This window comes from Klebsiella sp. 54, assembly GCF_018223875.1.
GTDB classification, from domain to species: Bacteria; Pseudomonadota; Gammaproteobacteria; order Enterobacterales; family Enterobacteriaceae; genus Klebsiella; species Klebsiella quasipneumoniae.
In genome coordinates this window covers 150,551-166,475 of record NZ_JAGRRA010000006.1, presented here as the reverse complement: position 1 = coordinate 166,475, position 15,925 = coordinate 150,551, and the positions used below count along the sequence as shown (strand labels likewise).

The 15,925-nt window shown below is 61.2% G+C and carries 14 protein-coding genes and 1 pseudogene; 7 read left to right on the top strand and 8 right to left on the bottom strand.

Going from position 1 to position 15,925, the window contains the following annotated elements:
- Window positions 1–78 precede the first annotated feature (78 nt).
- The gene (locus KHQ24_RS15605) at window positions 79–1,176 is read right to left on the bottom strand and encodes a glycerol dehydrogenase (RefSeq protein WP_008806556.1); all 1,098 of its coding nucleotides are present in this window, start codon (window positions 1,174–1,176) and stop codon (window positions 79–81) included.
- Window positions 1,177–1,427: 251 nt separating this feature from the next.
- On the opposite strand from KHQ24_RS15605, the pseudogene KHQ24_RS24520 reads away from it, so the two are divergent.
- The 5 genes and pseudogenes from KHQ24_RS24520 (at window position 1,428) to KHQ24_RS15585 (ending at window position 6,655) form a co-directional block, all read left to right on the top strand.
- Window positions 1,428–1,612, top strand: a pseudogene (locus KHQ24_RS24520) (hypothetical protein).
- A gap of 173 nt (window positions 1,613–1,785) precedes the next feature.
- Window positions 1,786–2,856 (top strand): dihydroxyacetone kinase subunit DhaK, encoded by a 1,071-nt coding sequence (dhaK, locus tag KHQ24_RS15600; protein WP_004206091.1) that lies wholly within the window; start codon window positions 1,786–1,788, stop codon window positions 2,854–2,856.
- Between the two features lie 10 nt (window positions 2,857–2,866).
- Window positions 2,867–3,499 (top strand): dihydroxyacetone kinase subunit DhaL, encoded by a 633-nt coding sequence (gene dhaL, locus KHQ24_RS15595; protein WP_017899726.1) that lies wholly within the window; start codon window positions 2,867–2,869, stop codon window positions 3,497–3,499.
- 10 nt (window positions 3,500–3,509) lie between these two features.
- The gene (dhaM, locus tag KHQ24_RS15590) at window positions 3,510–4,931 is read left to right on the top strand and encodes a dihydroxyacetone kinase phosphoryl donor subunit DhaM (RefSeq protein ID WP_211777348.1); all 1,422 of its coding nucleotides are present in this window, start codon (window positions 3,510–3,512) and stop codon (window positions 4,929–4,931) included.
- Window positions 4,932–5,005: 74 nt separating this feature from the next.
- Complete coding sequence (locus KHQ24_RS15585; RefSeq protein WP_043520960.1) at window positions 5,006–6,655, top strand: glycerone kinase; 1,650 nt, start codon at window positions 5,006–5,008, stop codon at window positions 6,653–6,655.
- Window positions 6,656–6,809: 154 nt separating this feature from the next.
- On the opposite strand, the gene KHQ24_RS15580 is transcribed toward KHQ24_RS15585, so the two are convergent.
- Window positions 6,810–7,586, bottom strand: a complete 777-nt coding sequence (locus tag KHQ24_RS15580) for a siderophore-interacting protein (protein WP_211777347.1) — start codon at window positions 7,584–7,586, stop codon at window positions 6,810–6,812.
- A gap of 238 nt (window positions 7,587–7,824) precedes the next feature.
- On the opposite strand from KHQ24_RS15580, the gene KHQ24_RS15575 reads away from it, so the two are divergent.
- Together KHQ24_RS15575 and ygjG are read left to right on the top strand one after the other, a co-directional pair.
- The gene (locus KHQ24_RS15575) at window positions 7,825–8,379 is read left to right on the top strand and encodes a PadR family transcriptional regulator (protein ID WP_023291070.1); all 555 of its coding nucleotides are present in this window, start codon (window positions 7,825–7,827) and stop codon (window positions 8,377–8,379) included.
- Between the two features lie 257 nt (window positions 8,380–8,636).
- Entirely contained in the window at window positions 8,637–10,016 is a 1,380-nt protein-coding gene (ygjG, locus tag KHQ24_RS15570) for a putrescine aminotransferase (RefSeq protein ID WP_023319182.1), read from the top strand.
- 70 nt (window positions 10,017–10,086) lie between these two features.
- On the opposite strand, the gene lsrG is transcribed toward ygjG, so the two are convergent.
- The 6 genes from lsrG to lsrA are packed head-to-tail and all read right to left on the bottom strand — an operon-like array spanning window position 10,087 to window position 15,812.
- Window positions 10,087–10,383, bottom strand: a complete 297-nt coding sequence (lsrG, locus tag KHQ24_RS15565; protein ID WP_004181386.1) for a (4S)-4-hydroxy-5-phosphonooxypentane-2,3-dione isomerase — start codon at window positions 10,381–10,383, stop codon at window positions 10,087–10,089.
- Complete coding sequence (gene lsrF, locus KHQ24_RS15560) at window positions 10,380–11,267, bottom strand: 3-hydroxy-5-phosphonooxypentane-2,4-dione thiolase (RefSeq protein WP_004206100.1); 888 nt, start codon at window positions 11,265–11,267, stop codon at window positions 10,380–10,382. The genes lsrG and lsrF overlap by 4 nt, the downstream gene beginning before the upstream one ends.
- 11 nt (window positions 11,268–11,278) lie before the next feature.
- Window positions 11,279–12,292, bottom strand: coding sequence for an autoinducer 2 ABC transporter substrate-binding protein LsrB (gene lsrB / locus KHQ24_RS15555; protein ID WP_032456641.1), 1,014 nt, complete (start codon window positions 12,290–12,292; stop codon window positions 11,279–11,281).
- The gene (lsrD, locus tag KHQ24_RS15550) at window positions 12,289–13,293 is read right to left on the bottom strand and encodes an autoinducer 2 ABC transporter permease LsrD (protein WP_117263783.1); all 1,005 of its coding nucleotides are present in this window, start codon (window positions 13,291–13,293) and stop codon (window positions 12,289–12,291) included. Before lsrD ends, lsrB begins: the two co-directional genes overlap by 4 nt.
- On the bottom strand, window positions 13,294–14,328 hold the full coding sequence (gene lsrC, locus KHQ24_RS15545; protein ID WP_032456643.1) for an autoinducer 2 ABC transporter permease LsrC: 1,035 nt from the start codon (window positions 14,326–14,328) through the stop codon (window positions 13,294–13,296). It lies immediately after the preceding gene.
- A complete protein-coding gene (gene lsrA / locus KHQ24_RS15540; protein ID WP_004206104.1) occupies window positions 14,325–15,812 on the bottom strand; it encodes an autoinducer 2 ABC transporter ATP-binding protein LsrA in 1,488 nt (495 codons plus the stop codon). Before lsrA ends, lsrC begins: the two co-directional genes overlap by 4 nt.
- Window positions 15,813–15,925 lie beyond the last annotated feature (113 nt).

The window sequence follows — 15,925 nt, the reverse complement described above, 5'->3', positions numbered from 1 at the left end:
GAGAACCCCTCCGGCAGCCACTGCCAGAGGGGAGAAAGAGAAACCGCTGACCGGCGCCAGCGGTTTAGCCACCGCGAATTAACGCGCCAGCCACTGCTGGCCTAACAGATCGGCGGTGAGGATAGCGGCGTGCACGCTTTCCGGGGTCACCGCGAACGGCATATTGTGGATGGTCTCCCCTTCCGCGCAGGTGGCTTTTGCCACCGCGGCGATTTTCGCGTCGATCCCCTCTTTGACGCCCATCTGCGCGAGGGTCACCGGCAGGCCGACGCGCTGGCAGAAGCCCAGCACGGTTTCAATCTCGTCCATCGGGCTGTTCTGCAGCACCAGCTGCGCCAGGGTGCCGAAGGCCACTTTCTCGCCGTGATACAGGTGGTGACACTCTTCCAGAATGGTGAAACCGTTGTGGATCGCGTGGGCGGCGGCCAGGCCGCTACTTTCAAAGCCAATGCCGCTGAGGTAGGTGTTCGCCTCGATGATGCGCTCCAGCGCTTCGGTCACCACCCCGGCCTGCGCCGCCAGACGGGCCTTTTCGCCCTCCGCCAGCAGCGTATCATAGCACAGGCGGGCCAGGCTCAGCGCCGCCTCGGTGGACTGCCCCCCGGCCATGCTGGTGGCGCGCGCATCGTAGCAGGCTTTAGCCTCGAACCAGGTGGAGAGCGCATCGCCCATGCCGGAGACCAGCAGGCGTACCGGCGCTTTGGCGATAATCGCCGTGTCCATCACCACCATATCCGGGTTTTTCGGATAGATCAGATACTCTTCAAACTCGCCCGCTTCGGTGTAGATCACCGACAGCGCGCTGGTCGGCGCATCGGTCGAAGCGATGGTCGGGATCACCACCACCGGCAGCTTCTGGTAGTACCCGATCGCCTTCGCGGTATCGAGGGTCTTACCGCCGCCGATGCCGACCACGCCGCGGCAGCCCTGTTTTTGCAAAATCGCCATCAGGCGGTTAATTTCCGCATGGCTGCATTCGCCGTTAAACCGTTCCGCATGGCAGCGAATATCGTGACTCTGCAGGCCATTCACCACTTTCTCCCCCGCCAGCTTCATCACGAAGTCGTCAGCGATGACGAAGAAGCTCTCCGCCAGGTTTTTAGCATATTGACCGAACAGAACAGCAGCATCAGGACCCTGAAGATATTTGGCTGGAGATTGAATAACTTTTAGCATTCCTTTCACCCTCAAATAAGTGCGCATGTAGACATGATGAGCCCTGGCGTTATCCGCGCCGGCCGGTAAAGCGCGGCCTCAACGGAATGTACCGGAGCAGTGCGATCACTGTAGGGCCGGCAGGGAACAAAAAAATCTTTCGCCTTTTTGTTCTGATATGAAACACAGGTTAAATTTTTACGTTCCATATTGGAACAAAAAGCCCTGTTCTCCGTCAGGATTGCGATCCCGATCCGCTCCTCTGCCGCATAATTCCCCTACCATCCCCCTTTAGCGGCAGGCTTTTCCCGCGCAGCTGCGTGAAAATCAGCGAAAAATTTTTTCCGCCTACTGTGCCGGCTGCGATGACCGGGGCTTAAAGCAGGTGAAAAAAAGCGCGCCAGCTCGCATTTTCACCGTTTTCTCAGCAAAAACGTTCCATAAAGAAACAAAATAAGCAGGCGATGTTTCGTAATGAAACCCGATCGCCGGGGCATTCTTTTTTTCGTCCGCTCAGCCAGAATCATCATATCGCCAGGCACGCTGCACCGTCAGACGATACCCCTACGCGATGACCGCCTCCGCCAGCAGAGAGGCCGCATCGAACCTTCTCCAACGGAGCACTGAATAATGAAAAAGCTGATTAACCGTGTTGAAGATGTACTGAATGAACAATTACAGGGGCTGGCTAAAGCCCACCCGCAGCTTACCCTGCATCAGGACCCGCTGTACGTCACCCGCGCCGATGCGCCGGTGGCCGGCAAGGTCGCCCTCCTCTCCGGCGGCGGCAGCGGCCATGAGCCAATGCACTGCGGCTATATCGGCCAGGGGATGCTTTCTGGCGCCTGCCCGGGGGAAATCTTCACCTCGCCGACGCCAGATAAAATGTTCGAATGCGCGATGCAGATTGACGGCGGCGAAGGCGTCCTGCTGATTATCAAAAACTACACCGGCGACATCCTGAACTTCGAAACCGCCACCGAGCTGCTGCATGAGAGCGGCATTAAAGTCACCACCGTGGTGGTCGACGACGACGTGGCGGTGAAGGACAGTCTCTATACCGCAGGCCGCCGCGGCGTCGCCAATACCGTACTGATCGAAAAACTGGTCGGCGCCGCCGCCGAGCGCGGCGATTCGCTGGAGGCCTGCGCTGAACTGGGGCGCCGCCTGAATAATCTCGGCCACTCCATTGGCATCGCCCTCGGCGCCTGCACCGTACCGGCCGCCGGACAACCTTCCTTTACCCTGCAGGACGATGAAATGGAGTTCGGCGTCGGCATTCACGGCGAGCCGGGCATCGACCGCCGTCGCTTCAGCTCGCTGGACCAAACCGTCGATGAGATGTTCGATACCCTGCTGGAGAATGGCGCCTACAGCCGCACGCTGCGCCAGTGGGATACCGTCAAGGGCGCGTGGCAGGAAGTGAAGCAGAGCAAAACCGCGCTGCAAAACGGCGACCGGGTCATCGCGCTGGTCAATAACCTCGGCGCCACCCCGCTGTCCGAACTGTACGGTGTGTATCACCGTCTCGCCCAGCGCTGCGAAGCGTCCGGCATCATCATCGAACGCAACCTCGTCGGTAGCTACTGCACCTCGCTGGATATGGCGGGCTTCTCCATCACTCTGCTGAAAGTGGATGATGAGACGCTGGCGCTATGGGACGCCCCGGTTCATACCCCGGCGCTGAACTGGGGAAACTAAGGAGCACGACATGTCACTGAACAGAACGCAAATCGTCGACTGGCTGTACCGCTGCGGCGATATCTTCACCAAAGAGAGCGATTTTCTCACCGGCCTCGATAAAGAGATCGGCGATGCCGATCACGGCCTGAACATGCACCGCGGCTTCAGCAAGGTGGTGGAAAAGCTGCCGTCGATTGCCGATAAAGATATTGGCTTTATCCTCAAAAACACCGGCATGACGCTGCTCTCCAACGTCGGCGGCGCCAGCGGCCCGCTGTTCGGCACCTTCTTCATTCGCGCCGCGCAGGTCACTCAGGCTCACCAGAGCCTGACGCTCGACGAACTGTACCTGATGATCCGCGAAGGCGCGGACGGCGTCGTCAACCGCGGCAAAGCGGAGCCGGGGGATAAAACCATGTGCGACGTCTGGCTGCCGGTGGTGGACTCCCTGCGCCAGTCCAGCGAGCAGCACCTGTCGATCGCCGCCGCGCTGGATGCCGCCTGCAAAGCAGCGGAAGCCGGCGCCCACAGTACCATCACCATGCAGGCGCGCAAAGGCCGCGCCAGCTACCTTGGCGAACGCAGCATCGGCCATCAGGATCCGGGCGCCACGTCAGTGATGTTTATGATGCAGATGTTGGCCGCCGCGGCCAAAGAGTAAGGAAATCGCGATGGTAAACCTGGTTATTGTTTCTCATAGCGCCCGGCTGGGCGAAGGTGTCGGAGAACTGGCCCGGCAGATGTTAATCAACGACGGCTGCAAGCTGGCGATCGCCGCCGGGATCGACGACCCCGACAGCCCGATCGGCACCGACCCGATCAAGGTCATGGAAGCGATCGAATCCGTCGCCGACACCGACCACGTGCTGGTGATGATGGATATCGGCAGCGCGTTGCTCAGCGCCGAGACCGCTCTCGATCTGCTCGATCCGGCGATTGCCGCGAAGGTGCGGCTGTGCGCCGCGCCGCTGGTGGAGGGGACGCTGGCGGCCACCGTCAGCGCCGCCTCCGGCGCCGGGATCGACAAAGTGATCGCCGACGCCATGAACGCCCTGGAGACCAAACGGATCCAGCTGGGTTTACCTTCGCCAACCCCTGACGCCGCCCCGACGCCGACGCTTGCCGACGATGGCGACAGCAAATCGCTTGCGGTGGTCATACAGAACCACAACGGCCTGCACGTGCGTCCGGCGTCGAAGCTGGTCGCCGCGCTGGCAGGCTTTAACGCCGATCTGCTGCTGGAGAAAAACGGGAAGTGCGTCAAACCGGACAGCCTCAACCAAATCGCCCTGTTGCAGGTGCGACGCAACGACAAGCTGCGCCTGCTGGCCCGTGGGCCAGAGGCCGATGCGGCACTGGCGGCGTTTCAGGCGCTGGCCGCCGATAACTTCGGCGAATCGCCTGCGGCGCAACCGGCACCAGCCCCTGCCGCCTCCGGGCGCGTCGAAGGCATCGCGCTGCGCTATCCGCTGGCCCTGATCCAACCTGTGCGTCCGGCCGCCGCCGATGTCGCCCGCGAGCAGCAGCGACTGCGCCGGGCCATCGACCAGACGCTGGCGGAGCTCACCGCCCTGACCGAGCTGGCGGAGAATAAATTTAACGCCGACATCGCGGCGATTTTCGCCGGGCACCACACCCTGCTCGACGATGAGGATCTGTTTGATGCCGCCAACGATCGTCTGCTCACCGAGCCGTGCTCGGCGGAATGGGCGTGGCATCAGGTGCTGATGGAGCTCAGCCAGCAGTATCGCCAGCTGGATGACCCCTATCTGCAGGCGCGCTATATCGATATCGAAGATATTCTGCAGCGCACCCTGCGCCATCTGCAGGACGTTCAGGAGACGCTGCCGACGCCCGGCGAGCCGACCATTATTATCGCCGACAACATGTTCCCGTCGACCGTCCTGCAACTGGATGCCAGTCGCGTCAAAGGTCTGTGCCTGCGCGACGGCAGCGAACAGGCCCACGGCGCGATTATCGCCCGCGCGGCGGGGATCGCCTGGCTGTGCCAGCAGGGCGAGGCGCTGAACAGCGTGCAGCCCGGCGAGCCCATCGCGCTCGATATGCGCCACCAGCGCCTTATCCGCCATTAAATCCACTTTGACCGTTACCGCTCCGGAGGTCTGCCTCCGGAGGGTGAGTTTTCGCTTACTCTTCAGGAACCACTATGTCTCAATTCTTTTTTAACCAGCGCGCCAGCCTCGTCAACGACGTGATTGAGGGAACCATCATCGCCAGTCCGTGGAATAACCTCGCCCGGCTGGAGAGCGACCCGGCGATCCGGGTGGTGGTCCGTCGCGACCTGAATAAAAACAACGTGGCGGTGATCTCCGGCGGCGGCGCCGGCCACGAACCGGCGCACGTCGGCTTTATTGGTAAAGGCATGCTGACCGCCGCAGTCTGTGGCGATCTGTTCGCCTCGCCGAGCGTCGACGCGGTGCTTACCGCCATTCAGGCGGTGACCGGCGAGGCGGGCTGCCTGCTGATCGTAAAAAACTATACCGGCGACCGACTGAACTTCGGCCTGGCGGCGGAGAAAGCGCGCCGTCTTGGCTACAACGTGGAAATGCTGATCGTGGGCGACGACATTTCACTGCCGGATAACAAACAGCCGCGGGGCATCGCCGGTACGCTGTTCGTCCATAAGGTGGCGGGCTATTTTGCCGAACGCGGCTACAACCTCGCCACCGTTCTGCGCGAAGCGCGGTACGCCGCCAACCACACCGCCAGCATCGGGGTGGCGCTGGCCAGCTGCCATCTGCCACAGGAGGCCGACAGCGCGCCGCGCCATCAGGCCGGTCACGCCGAGCTGGGAATGGGCATCCACGGCGAGCCTGGCGCCTCCACCATCGCCACGCAAAACAGTGCGGACATCATCAACCTGATGGTGGAAAAACTGACCGCCGCCCTGCCGGAAACCGGCCGTCTGGCGGTGATGCTCAATAACCTCGGCGGCGTGTCGGTGGCCGAAATGGCGATCCTGACTCGCGAACTGGCTAACACGCCGCTGCAGGCACGCGTTGACTGGCTGATTGGCCCGGCCTCGCTGGTGACGGCCCTGGATATGAAGGGTTTCTCGCTGAGCGCCATCGTGCTGGAAGAGAGTATTGAGAAAGCGCTGCTGGCGGATGTGGAAACCGCCGGCTGGCCACGGCCGGTGCAGCCGCGGACAGTTAACATCATGCCCTCCACTCTCGCCAGCGCACGCGTCGACTTTACGCCCTCTGCCAACCCGCAGGTGGGCGATTACGTCGCGCAGGTGACCAGCACCCTCGTCGGGCTTGAAGATCATCTCAACGCGCTGGATGCCAAAGTGGGCGATGGCGATACCGGCTCCACCTTCGCCGCCGGGGCGCGTGAGATTGCCGACCTGCTGCAGCGCCAGCAGCTGCCGCTCAACGACCTGCCCACGCTGTTTGCGCTGACGGGCGAACGCCTGACGGTGGTGATGGGCGGCTCCAGCGGGGTATTGATGTCGATCTTCTTCACCGCTGCCGGGCAGAAACTGGAGCAAGGCGCCAGCGTGGCCGAGGCGCTGAACGCTGGTCTGGAGCAGATGAAATTTTACGGCGGCGCCGATGAAGGCGACCGGACAATGATCGATGCTCTGCAGCCGGCGCTGACGGCGCTGCTGGCCGAACCGGAGAACCTGCAGGCCGCTTTTGCCGCGGCGCAGGCCGGCGCGGATCGCACCTGCCAGTCGAGCAAAGCCGGCGCCGGACGAGCGTCCTATCTCAACAGCGACAGCCTGCTCGGCAACATGGACCCCGGCGCCCACGCGGTGGCGATGGTGTTTAAGGCGCTGGCGGAACGATAAGCCTCCCCGGTGGCGCTGCGCTTACCGGGGCAACGTCACAGCGCCGAAGGGTAGGTCGGGTAAGGCGTTAGCCGACACCCGACAAAAAACGGCACCGCGGTTAGCCCGGATAAGGCGCTACGCGCCGCTATCCGGGTTTTACCACGATGGCTTTTTACTTGCTGTGCCAGTACGCCTGCGAACGCACCAGCTGCTGATCGATGCTCTCATCTTCAAAGCGCGCCAGCAGCGATTTCACCACCGCGCCTTCGCCGGTCAGCCAGATGAAATAATCCTCCGCCGGCACCTTCACCTGCGCCAGACGCTCGGCGACGAACGCCGGATGGTGGCCCACCACCCACTCGATGTTAAAGCCGTCGAGGTTAGCCAGATAATCTTTATATGACGCATCGGCGATAGTGACGATGGCCGTCACCTGCGGCGTCACCGCCAGCTGACGCAATCCCAGCAGACGACGACGCAGCGCCGGCATACCGGACTCATCGCAGACATATAACTGCCAGGCGTAATCCTCCGGCACCACCAGCGAGCCGCGCGGACCGCCGATCACCAGCTTATCGCCCACTTTTGCCTCCAGCGCCCAGCGGCTGGCAATTCCGCCATCGTGGATAAAGAAGTCATACGCCAGCTCATGGCGTTCGGCATCGTACAGCGGCGTATAGTCGCGGGTAGCAGGCCGCACGCCCTCACCCCAGTCGATCCCCTCCTCGGTCACCTGCGGCGGGGCAAACGCCGCGCCCGGCTCCGGGAAGAAAAGCTTGGTGTGGTCGTCAAAGCCGCGGGAAACGAAACCTTCCAGCGCCTCGCCTCCCAGCACGATGCGCTGGAAGGCCGCGCCTGCGCGCTCCACGCGCAGCACCGTCAGCTCACGGAAACGCAGCTCATTGCGGACACGCTGCGGGTACTTGTCTGCTTTGGTTTTTGTCATCATCGATCGCCTTCGTGAACAGTAAATAGATATATCTAAACTCGATGCAAATGATAATGATTGCCATCTAAAAAGAATGCAAGTCTTTTTTTGATATAGTCAAAACAAACCGCATTAAAATACCAGCATCAAAAATAAAGAGATAAATATCAACAAATTAAAAAATAAATCACAACCAGCATTGCGAGAATTCATTTTTTAGATATAAATTAGATATATCAAAACATAGCAGGAGGTAACCATGCGACATCATCATGAAGACGGGCGTGGGCCGCGCGGGCGCCACGGTGACCCCAGCGAACACGGCGACCATGGCCGTCGCGGCGGCGGACGTCGCCAGCGTTTCTTTGGCCACGGCGAACTGCGGCTGATTATTCTGGACATCCTCAGCCGCAGCGCCAGCCACGGCTATGAGCTGATCAAAGAGATCGAAACCCTCACCCAGGGGAACTACAGTCCCAGCCCGGGGGTGATCTACCCGACGCTGGATCTGCTCCAGGACCAGGGTCTCATCAGCGTGGAAGACGACAACGGACGCAAAAAAATCGTCATCAGCGAAGAGGGGAAACAGCTGCACGCGGAGAACCAGGAGCATCTGGCCCATATCCAGGAGCGTCTGCAGGCGCGGATGGTCGGCTGCGAGCTGCGCCGCGATCCGCAGATGAAGCGCGCGCTGGAGAATTTCAAAGCGGTCCTCGACCTGAAAGTGAACCAGCAGGCCAGCAGCGCCGCCCAGCTCAAGCAGATCATCGGCATTATCGACCGGGCGGCGATGGAGATCTCCCAGCTCGACTAAGCCTCCTTGCTCACCATCAGCTGCCCCGCGCTGGGGCAGCCCGCACCACGACGGATCGTGCCGCTCAACGCCGCAAGGCAGAAAATCTCGTCAGCTCAGGAATAAAACGTGCCAATAATGGCGCCATGAGATTAAATTTTACACATTTCGTCTTTTACTTTGCATTTATCCCGATTTTCACCGCTTCTGCCGAACTGGCGTAATCCCTGCAATACTTAATCCAGTATCGTGTGATACGTCCGCCCCAGGAGCACATTTTGAACAGGTTACCTTCCAGCGCATCGGCTCTGGCCTGCAGCGCACACGCACTGAATCTCATTGAAAAGCGCACGCTTGACCATGAGGAAATGAAAGCACTTAACCAGGAGGTTAGAGAATACTTTAAAGAGCATGTGAATCCGGGGTTTTTAGAGTATCGAAAATCGGTCACAGCCGGCGGGGATTACGGAGCCGTAGAGTGGCAAGCGGGAGGGTTAAATACGCTTGTCGACACCCAGGGACAGGAGTTTATCGACTGCCTTGGCGGGTTTGGCATCTTCAATGTAGGGCACCGTAATCCAGTTGTGGTATCCGCCGTCGAGAATCAACTCGCGAAACAACCGCTTCACAGTCAGGAACTGCTGGACCCGCTACGCGCGATGCTGGCGAAAACCCTGGCGGCCTTAACGCCCGGCAAACTGAAGTACAGCTTCTTCTGCAACAGCGGTACCGAATCGGTAGAGGCGGCCATCAAGCTGGCGAAAGCCTATCAGTCGCCGCGAGGTAAATTCACCTTCATCGCCACCAGCGGCGCCTTCCATGGCAAATCGCTGGGGGCGCTGTCGGCCACCGCCAAGTCGACTTTCCGCAAACCGTTTATGCCGCTGCTGCCGGGCTTCCGCCATGTGCCGTTCGGCGATATCAACGCCATGCGCACCATGCTGAGCGAGTGCAAGAAAACCGGCGACGACGTCGCGGCGGTGATCCTTGAGCCGATTCAGGGCGAAGGGGGGGTGATCCTGCCGCCGACGGGGTATTTGCCGGCGGTGCGCAAACTGTGCGACGAGTTTGGCGCCCTGCTGATCCTCGACGAAGTGCAGACCGGTATGGGACGCACCGGCAAGATGTTCGCCTGCGAGCATGAGAACGTTCAGCCCGACATCCTGTGTCTGGCGAAAGCGCTCGGCGGCGGCGTGATGCCGATCGGCGCGACGGTGGCGACGGAAGAGGTCTTCTCGGTGCTGTTCGACAACCCGTTCCTGCACACCACGACCTTCGGCGGCAACCCGCTGGCCTGTGCGGCGGCGCTGGCGACCATCAACGTGCTGTTGACGCAAAACCTGCCGGCGCAGGCGGCGCAGAAAGGCGATATGCTGCTGGACGGTTTCCGCCTGCTGGCGCAGGAGTATCCGGACCTGGTGAATGAAGTACGCGGGAAAGGCATGCTGATGGCCATCGAGTTTGTCGATAACGAGATTGGCTACGACTTTGCCAGCGAGATGTTCAGACAGCGGGTGCTGGTCGCCGGGACGTTAAATAACGCCAAGACGATCCGCGTTGAACCGCCGCTGACGCTCACCCTTGAGCAGTGCGAGCAGGTGCTGAAGGCGGCGCGTAAGGCGCTGGCGGCCCTGCGCGTCTCGGTTGCAGAGGCGTAATTCACTGCCCCTCCCCCCGGCCCTCTCTCCATGGGAGAGGGCCGGGGTTACCTTCTCCTCTGGATTTCTCTCACACCTGCGGCAGCAGGCCGATAAAGCTGCGCTTCTGCCGCGGCTGCGACATCATCTCCTCCAGCTTTTCGACGCAGGCTAAATAGTGCGGGGTTTTCTTGTGCGCCAGCACCGCCTCATCGTCTTTATAGGCTTCGTAGATAAAAAAGCGGGTCTTCACTTCCGGATCCTGCAGGACATCAAAGCGCAGGTTGCCCGGCTCCCGCAGCGCGCCTTCGTGGTTGGCGCGAAATACCTCGAGAAACTCGTCGACCCGCTCCGGTTTGATATTGATCTCCACCAGCGTCACGTTCATTTCCGCTCTCCCTGTTTCTCTTCCTGCCAGAACTGGTACGCTTCGCGCGCGTTCAGATTCTCATGCACCACCTTTTTCACCGCCTTCAGCATCGCCCGTGGGGCGCTGGACTGGAAGATATTGCGTCCCATATCCACCCCGGACGCCCCCTGGTCGATCGCCCGCCAGCACATCTCCAGCGCCTCATGCTCCGGCAGCTTTTTGCCCCCGGCGATGACGATCGGTACCGGGCAGCTGGCGGTCACTTTCTCAAAACCGTCCTCAACAAAATAAGTCTTCACAAACTGCGCCCCCATTTCGGCGGCAATCCGGCTGGCCAGCGAGAAGTAGCGGGCGTCGCGGGCCATCTCTTTGCCGACGCCAGTGACCGCCAGTACCGGCATACCGTAGCGGTTGCCGGCGTCCACCAGTTTGATGATGTTATTGATCGACTGATGTTCGTATTCGCTGCCGATATAGACCTGCGCCGCCACCGCGCAAACGTTGAGACGCAGGGCGTCCTCCATCGCCACCGCCACGCATTCGTTGGAGAGTTCACTCAAAATCGAGTTACCGCCGGAGGCGCGCAGCACCACCGGTTTATTGGTCGCCGCCGGTACCTGACTGCGCAATACGCCGCGGGTACACATCAGCACGTCGGTCTCCTCGAACAGCGGCGCAATCGACAGGTCGATACGCTCCAGCCCGGTGGTTGGCCCCTGGAAGTAACCATGGTCGAAGGCCAGCATGACCGTGCGGTTGCTGTGCGGATTAAAAATGCGCGCCAGCCGCGACTGCATGCCCCAGTCCAGCGAGCCGCAGCCTTTCAGGGTGTACAGCGTGTTCTGCTGCGGGCGGTCGAGGCCGAAGTCCTTGCCCTCTTTGATATCATCTAAATCAGCCATCTCATCCTCCGTCAGAAGTCGTAGTTATTGATGTTCTCTTTGCTGAACACCACGCGCTCCGGTAGCAACACGATACCGTTGCCCTTCGCCTCATACTGGTAGCCCTGCACGCTGTTCGGTTCGACCTTCAGCGAGCCGATATCTTTCACCTCAACGCTATCGCCGACGTTAAGATCGCCCTTTTTCAGTAATCGATCGGCGACGTTAACCGCAATTTTGCCCTGCTGAACCACATCCCACAGACCAAAGGCTTTCACCGTGCCGCGCTCCACGTAGGGGCGCATCACATTGGGGGTACTAAAGCCGACGATCGCCACGCCCTGACGCTTGAGGTTCTCCGCCGCCTGCGCCGCCGCCGGCAACGCATTGGCATCCGGCGCGATAATGGCGTCGAGATCCGGATACGCTTTTAAGATCCCCTCGGCAGTTTGCAGCGATTTGGTGGCATCGTTATAGCCAAACTGGGTGGTGACGATTTGCCACTGCGGATGTTCTTTTTCGATTTTGGCTTTGGCTTCCTTCACCCACTGGTTCTGGTCGGTCACCGTCGGGCTGGAGTAGAAAAACGCCACTTTGGCAGCGGGCTTCGTCACCTGCTTTTCCGCCATCTCCACCAGCAGGCCGCCGAGCTGCTGCGGCGTGCCCTGATTGATATAGATGCTGCGGCACTCCGGCTTGGTATCGGAATCCCAGGTCAGGACTTTCACCCCGCGCTGCATCGCCCGCTTCAACGCCGGACACAGGCCGTCCGGTGAGACGGCTGAGACGATAATCGCGTTGTAGCCCTGGTTGACGAAGTTGTTGATAAGCTGCACCTGGCCGGAGACGCTGGGCTCGGTTGGGCCGTCATAGGTGACATCCACGCCCAGCGCTTTCCCCGCCTCTTTCGCGCCGTTGCCGCCGCTGGTAAAGAAGCCGACGCCGACCAGCTTAGGAATAAAGGCGATACGGTCCGCCGCTTGCGCGGTTGCCACGCTCATCGCCAGCGCCAGCGTGCTGACCTGCAGGATACGTTTTGTTTTCATTGTTGTGCTCCGATTGTTTTACGCGAGAAAAGACGCCGCCAGGTCGTGCGCACCCATTCACGGTGCAGGCTCAGCGAACGCCCCATCACCACCACAACCAACAGCGCCCCTGACAGCGCGCTCGACACCTGGTTGGGGATGCCGACCATCTGTAAACCCTGTTGCAGATACCCCACCAGCAATGCCGCCAGCGCGGTACCCAGTATCGATCCCGAGCCGCCGTAAATATTGGCCCCACCGAGCACCGCCGCGGTCAGCGCCGGCATCAGCAGGTCACGGCCTAAATCCGAACGCGCCGAGCCGAAATAGGAGACCATCACCAGCGCCGCGACCGCCGAGGCAATACCGACCAGGCCATACAGCACATACGGGATGCCGTTCACCGACAGCGCCGCATAGCGCGCGGCGCGCGGGTTTTGCCCGAGTAAAAAGAGGTGGCGGCCAAAGCGCCCGCGATGGGCCAGCAGCCAGAAGAGAAAGGTGATACCCGCGAACAGCACCAGCGGCAGCGGCAGCCCGCCCAGGGTTAAATTGGCGAAGGCGGTGAAGCTGTCGGGAAAGCCGCCGATCCCCTCATAACCGGTGGCGCCGGCCATGCCGGAAAGCAGCAGCGCGCCGCCGCCGTACAGATACAGCGTCCCGAGGGTGATCACCAGCGGGCTGATGCCGGTGTAGTGGATCAGCGCGGCGTTGATTAGCCCGCACAGCAGCCCCAGCAGCAACGTCAGCGACACCGCCAGCCACAGCGGCCAGCCCGCCTGGGTCATCACCCCGAGGGCGATGGCGCACAGTCCGATGGTCGAGCCCAGCGAAATATCGATCCCGCCGCTGATAATCACCAGCGTCAGCGGCAGCGCGACGATGCCGATGCAGATAAAGTCGCTGGTGCTAAAGAGCAGCATATTGAGATCCAGCATGCGCGGATTCAGCGCGCCGAACAGCAGGATTTCCACGACTAATAACGCCAGCAGCGCGCTTTCCCAGTTAAGCTTCAGCTTCATTTAAGCCACCTCTTTGCTTTTGCGTTCGGGAAAGCGGGCAACCTGTTTGCCCCCTTTGTTGCCGGGCTGGAAACGACCGTACTTCAGCGCCCGCTGATGGCGGGCCAGCGCCTGGCGCAGGCGGCCATCAAGCACCAGCACCCCGAGCAGCACCAGGCCGGCGATAAAGTCATTCCACCAGGCAGGAAGGCGGAACAGCACCAGCACGGTGTCGATTTGGGTGAGGAAAAAGGCGCCGAGAAACGCGCCGAGCAGCGTACCGGTGCCGCCGAGCAGCGATATTCCGCCCAGCACGCAGGCGGCGATGGCTTTCATCTCCAGGCCGCTGCCGGTCTGATTGGGCACAAAGCCAATCTGCGCGGCGAAGACGATCCCGGCGCAGGCCGCCAGCATACCGTTGAGGGTAAAAGCCAGCATCCGTGTGCGATTAACCGCCACGCCCAGCTGGCGGGCAGCGGCGAGGTTATCGCCAACGGCATAGAAATCACGTCCAGAGGCGGTGCGCGACAGCAGCCAGCCGCCCACCAGCAGCAGCGCCAGCACCAGCCAGCCCAGCGGCGAGACGCCGATAAACGCGGGCTCCGAAAGCGATTTCAGGCTGTCGGGCAAGCCTTCGATCCATTTCCCTCCGGTCCACAGCAGCATCACCCCGCGATACAACCCCAGCGTGCCGAGCGTCGCGACGATCGCCGGAATGCGCAGCCCCACCACCAGCAGGCCGTTAAAAGCCCCGGCCAGCGCGCCTATCGCCAGCGCGAAGGCGATCGCCGTCGCCAGCCCGTAGCCGTTGTTCAGCGCTACCCCAACGGCGATGGCGCTCAGGCCAACGGTGGAGCCCACCGACACGTCGATATTGCGGGTCAGCATCACCAGCGTCGCCCCCAGCGCCAGCAGGCACAGGATTTGTGAGCTGGCGAAAATCATCGCCAGCGTCTGCAGGCTGAAATAGGCCGGATTGAGCGCCACCAGCACGGCAAACAGCGCCACGATGGCAAAAAAGGCGCTCAGTTCGCGATTCTTGAATAACGTTTTCATGCCTGCCCTCCGAAGGCCAGGGTCATCATGCGATCGACGGTCACCGCCTGCCGCGCCAGCTCGCCGCTGTGGCGGCCCTGATGCATCACCAGCACCCGGTCGGCCAGACCGACGAACTCCTCCACATCGGAAGAGATCATCAGCACCGCCACATTTTGCGCGGCGACGCTTTTCAGCAGCTGATAGATATCGGCGCGGGCGGAGACATCCACGCCGCGCGTCGGCTCATCGACAATCAGCAGCAACGGATTAGCTTCCAGACAGCGCGCCAGCAGCACCTTCTGCTGGTTGCCGCCGGAGAGAGTGCGTACCGGCTGGTCGCCATCAGCCAGCTTGATCCCCAGCGCCCGGTGATAGCGCTCGACCACCGCCGCCTCCCGTTTCCCCTGCTGCCACCACGACGGCTGATTGAACATCACCGTGTTCCAGCGCACCGGCGCATCGAGAAACAGCCCGGAGACCTGGCGGTCTTCCGGCAGATAGACCAGCCCGCTGGCCAACCTGGCGCGGGTGCTCTCCTGACTAATCTCGCGGTTCTCCAGCCAGATCCTCCCGGCGCGCGGCGGACGCAGGCCGTATAAGGTTTCGGCAAATTCGGTGCGCCCGGATCCCACCAGCCCGGCAAGGCCGACGATCTCCCCGGCGCGGATCTCCAGACTGAGATCGATAAAACCTTCGCCAGTGAGATCCTCCACCCGCAGCACGGGAAAATCCTGCGCCTGGGTACGGCGGTTGCCCGGTAGCGCCAGCCACAGCTTTTGCGTGTCGCTCAGCGCATGGTCGCGGCTGGCCGGCGTCATGGCGCTGATAAGCTGTTGGTCGCCGTAGCCCGCCGTTTCGCCACTGAGCACCACTGCCCCGTCGCGCATCACCGACACATGGCTGGCCAGCTGGCGGATTTCCGGCAGTTTGTGCGAGATAAAGACGATCCCAACGTCCAGCGCCTGTAACGCGCGGATCTGGCTAAACAGTCTCTCGGTTTCACCCGGCGTTAAAGAGGCGGTGGGTTCATCCAGGATCAGGATCCGCGCCTCGCGCATCAGGCCGCGCAGGATCTCGACCATCTGTTGATCGGCCACTTCCAACGTGCTGGCGCTGGCATCGAGGTTGATCTGGCAGTTCAGCTGCTGCAGTTTTTCCTGCAGCCGCGCGTTGGTATCCGCCCGCTTCGGCAGACGAAAGAGAATGTTCTCGCGCACGCTGAGGTTGGGAAACAGCATTGGCTCCTGCGGCACCAGATAGATGCCCAGCTGGTGGGCCAGCGCCGGGTTAAGGCGCGCAAACGCGCGTTCGCCGATCGTCAGTTCACCGCTATCCGGGGTTTCGACGCCGGCGATGATCTTCATCAGCGTCGATTTACCCGCGCCGTTGCCCCCCATCAGCGCATGCACCTGGCCCGCGCATAGCGTAAAGTCGATGCCCTTCAGCACGGCAACGCCGGAGAACTGTTTGCGGATCTGGCGAGCTTCAAGCAGTGGCTTCATCGTCGCGCCTCGTTTGAACAAATGATTTTTAAATTTAATAATGTTCAAAAGCGTAGACGGTGAACTATATTTACAACCGTGCGAAGATCACAGTTTGGCGCTTTAGATCGTCC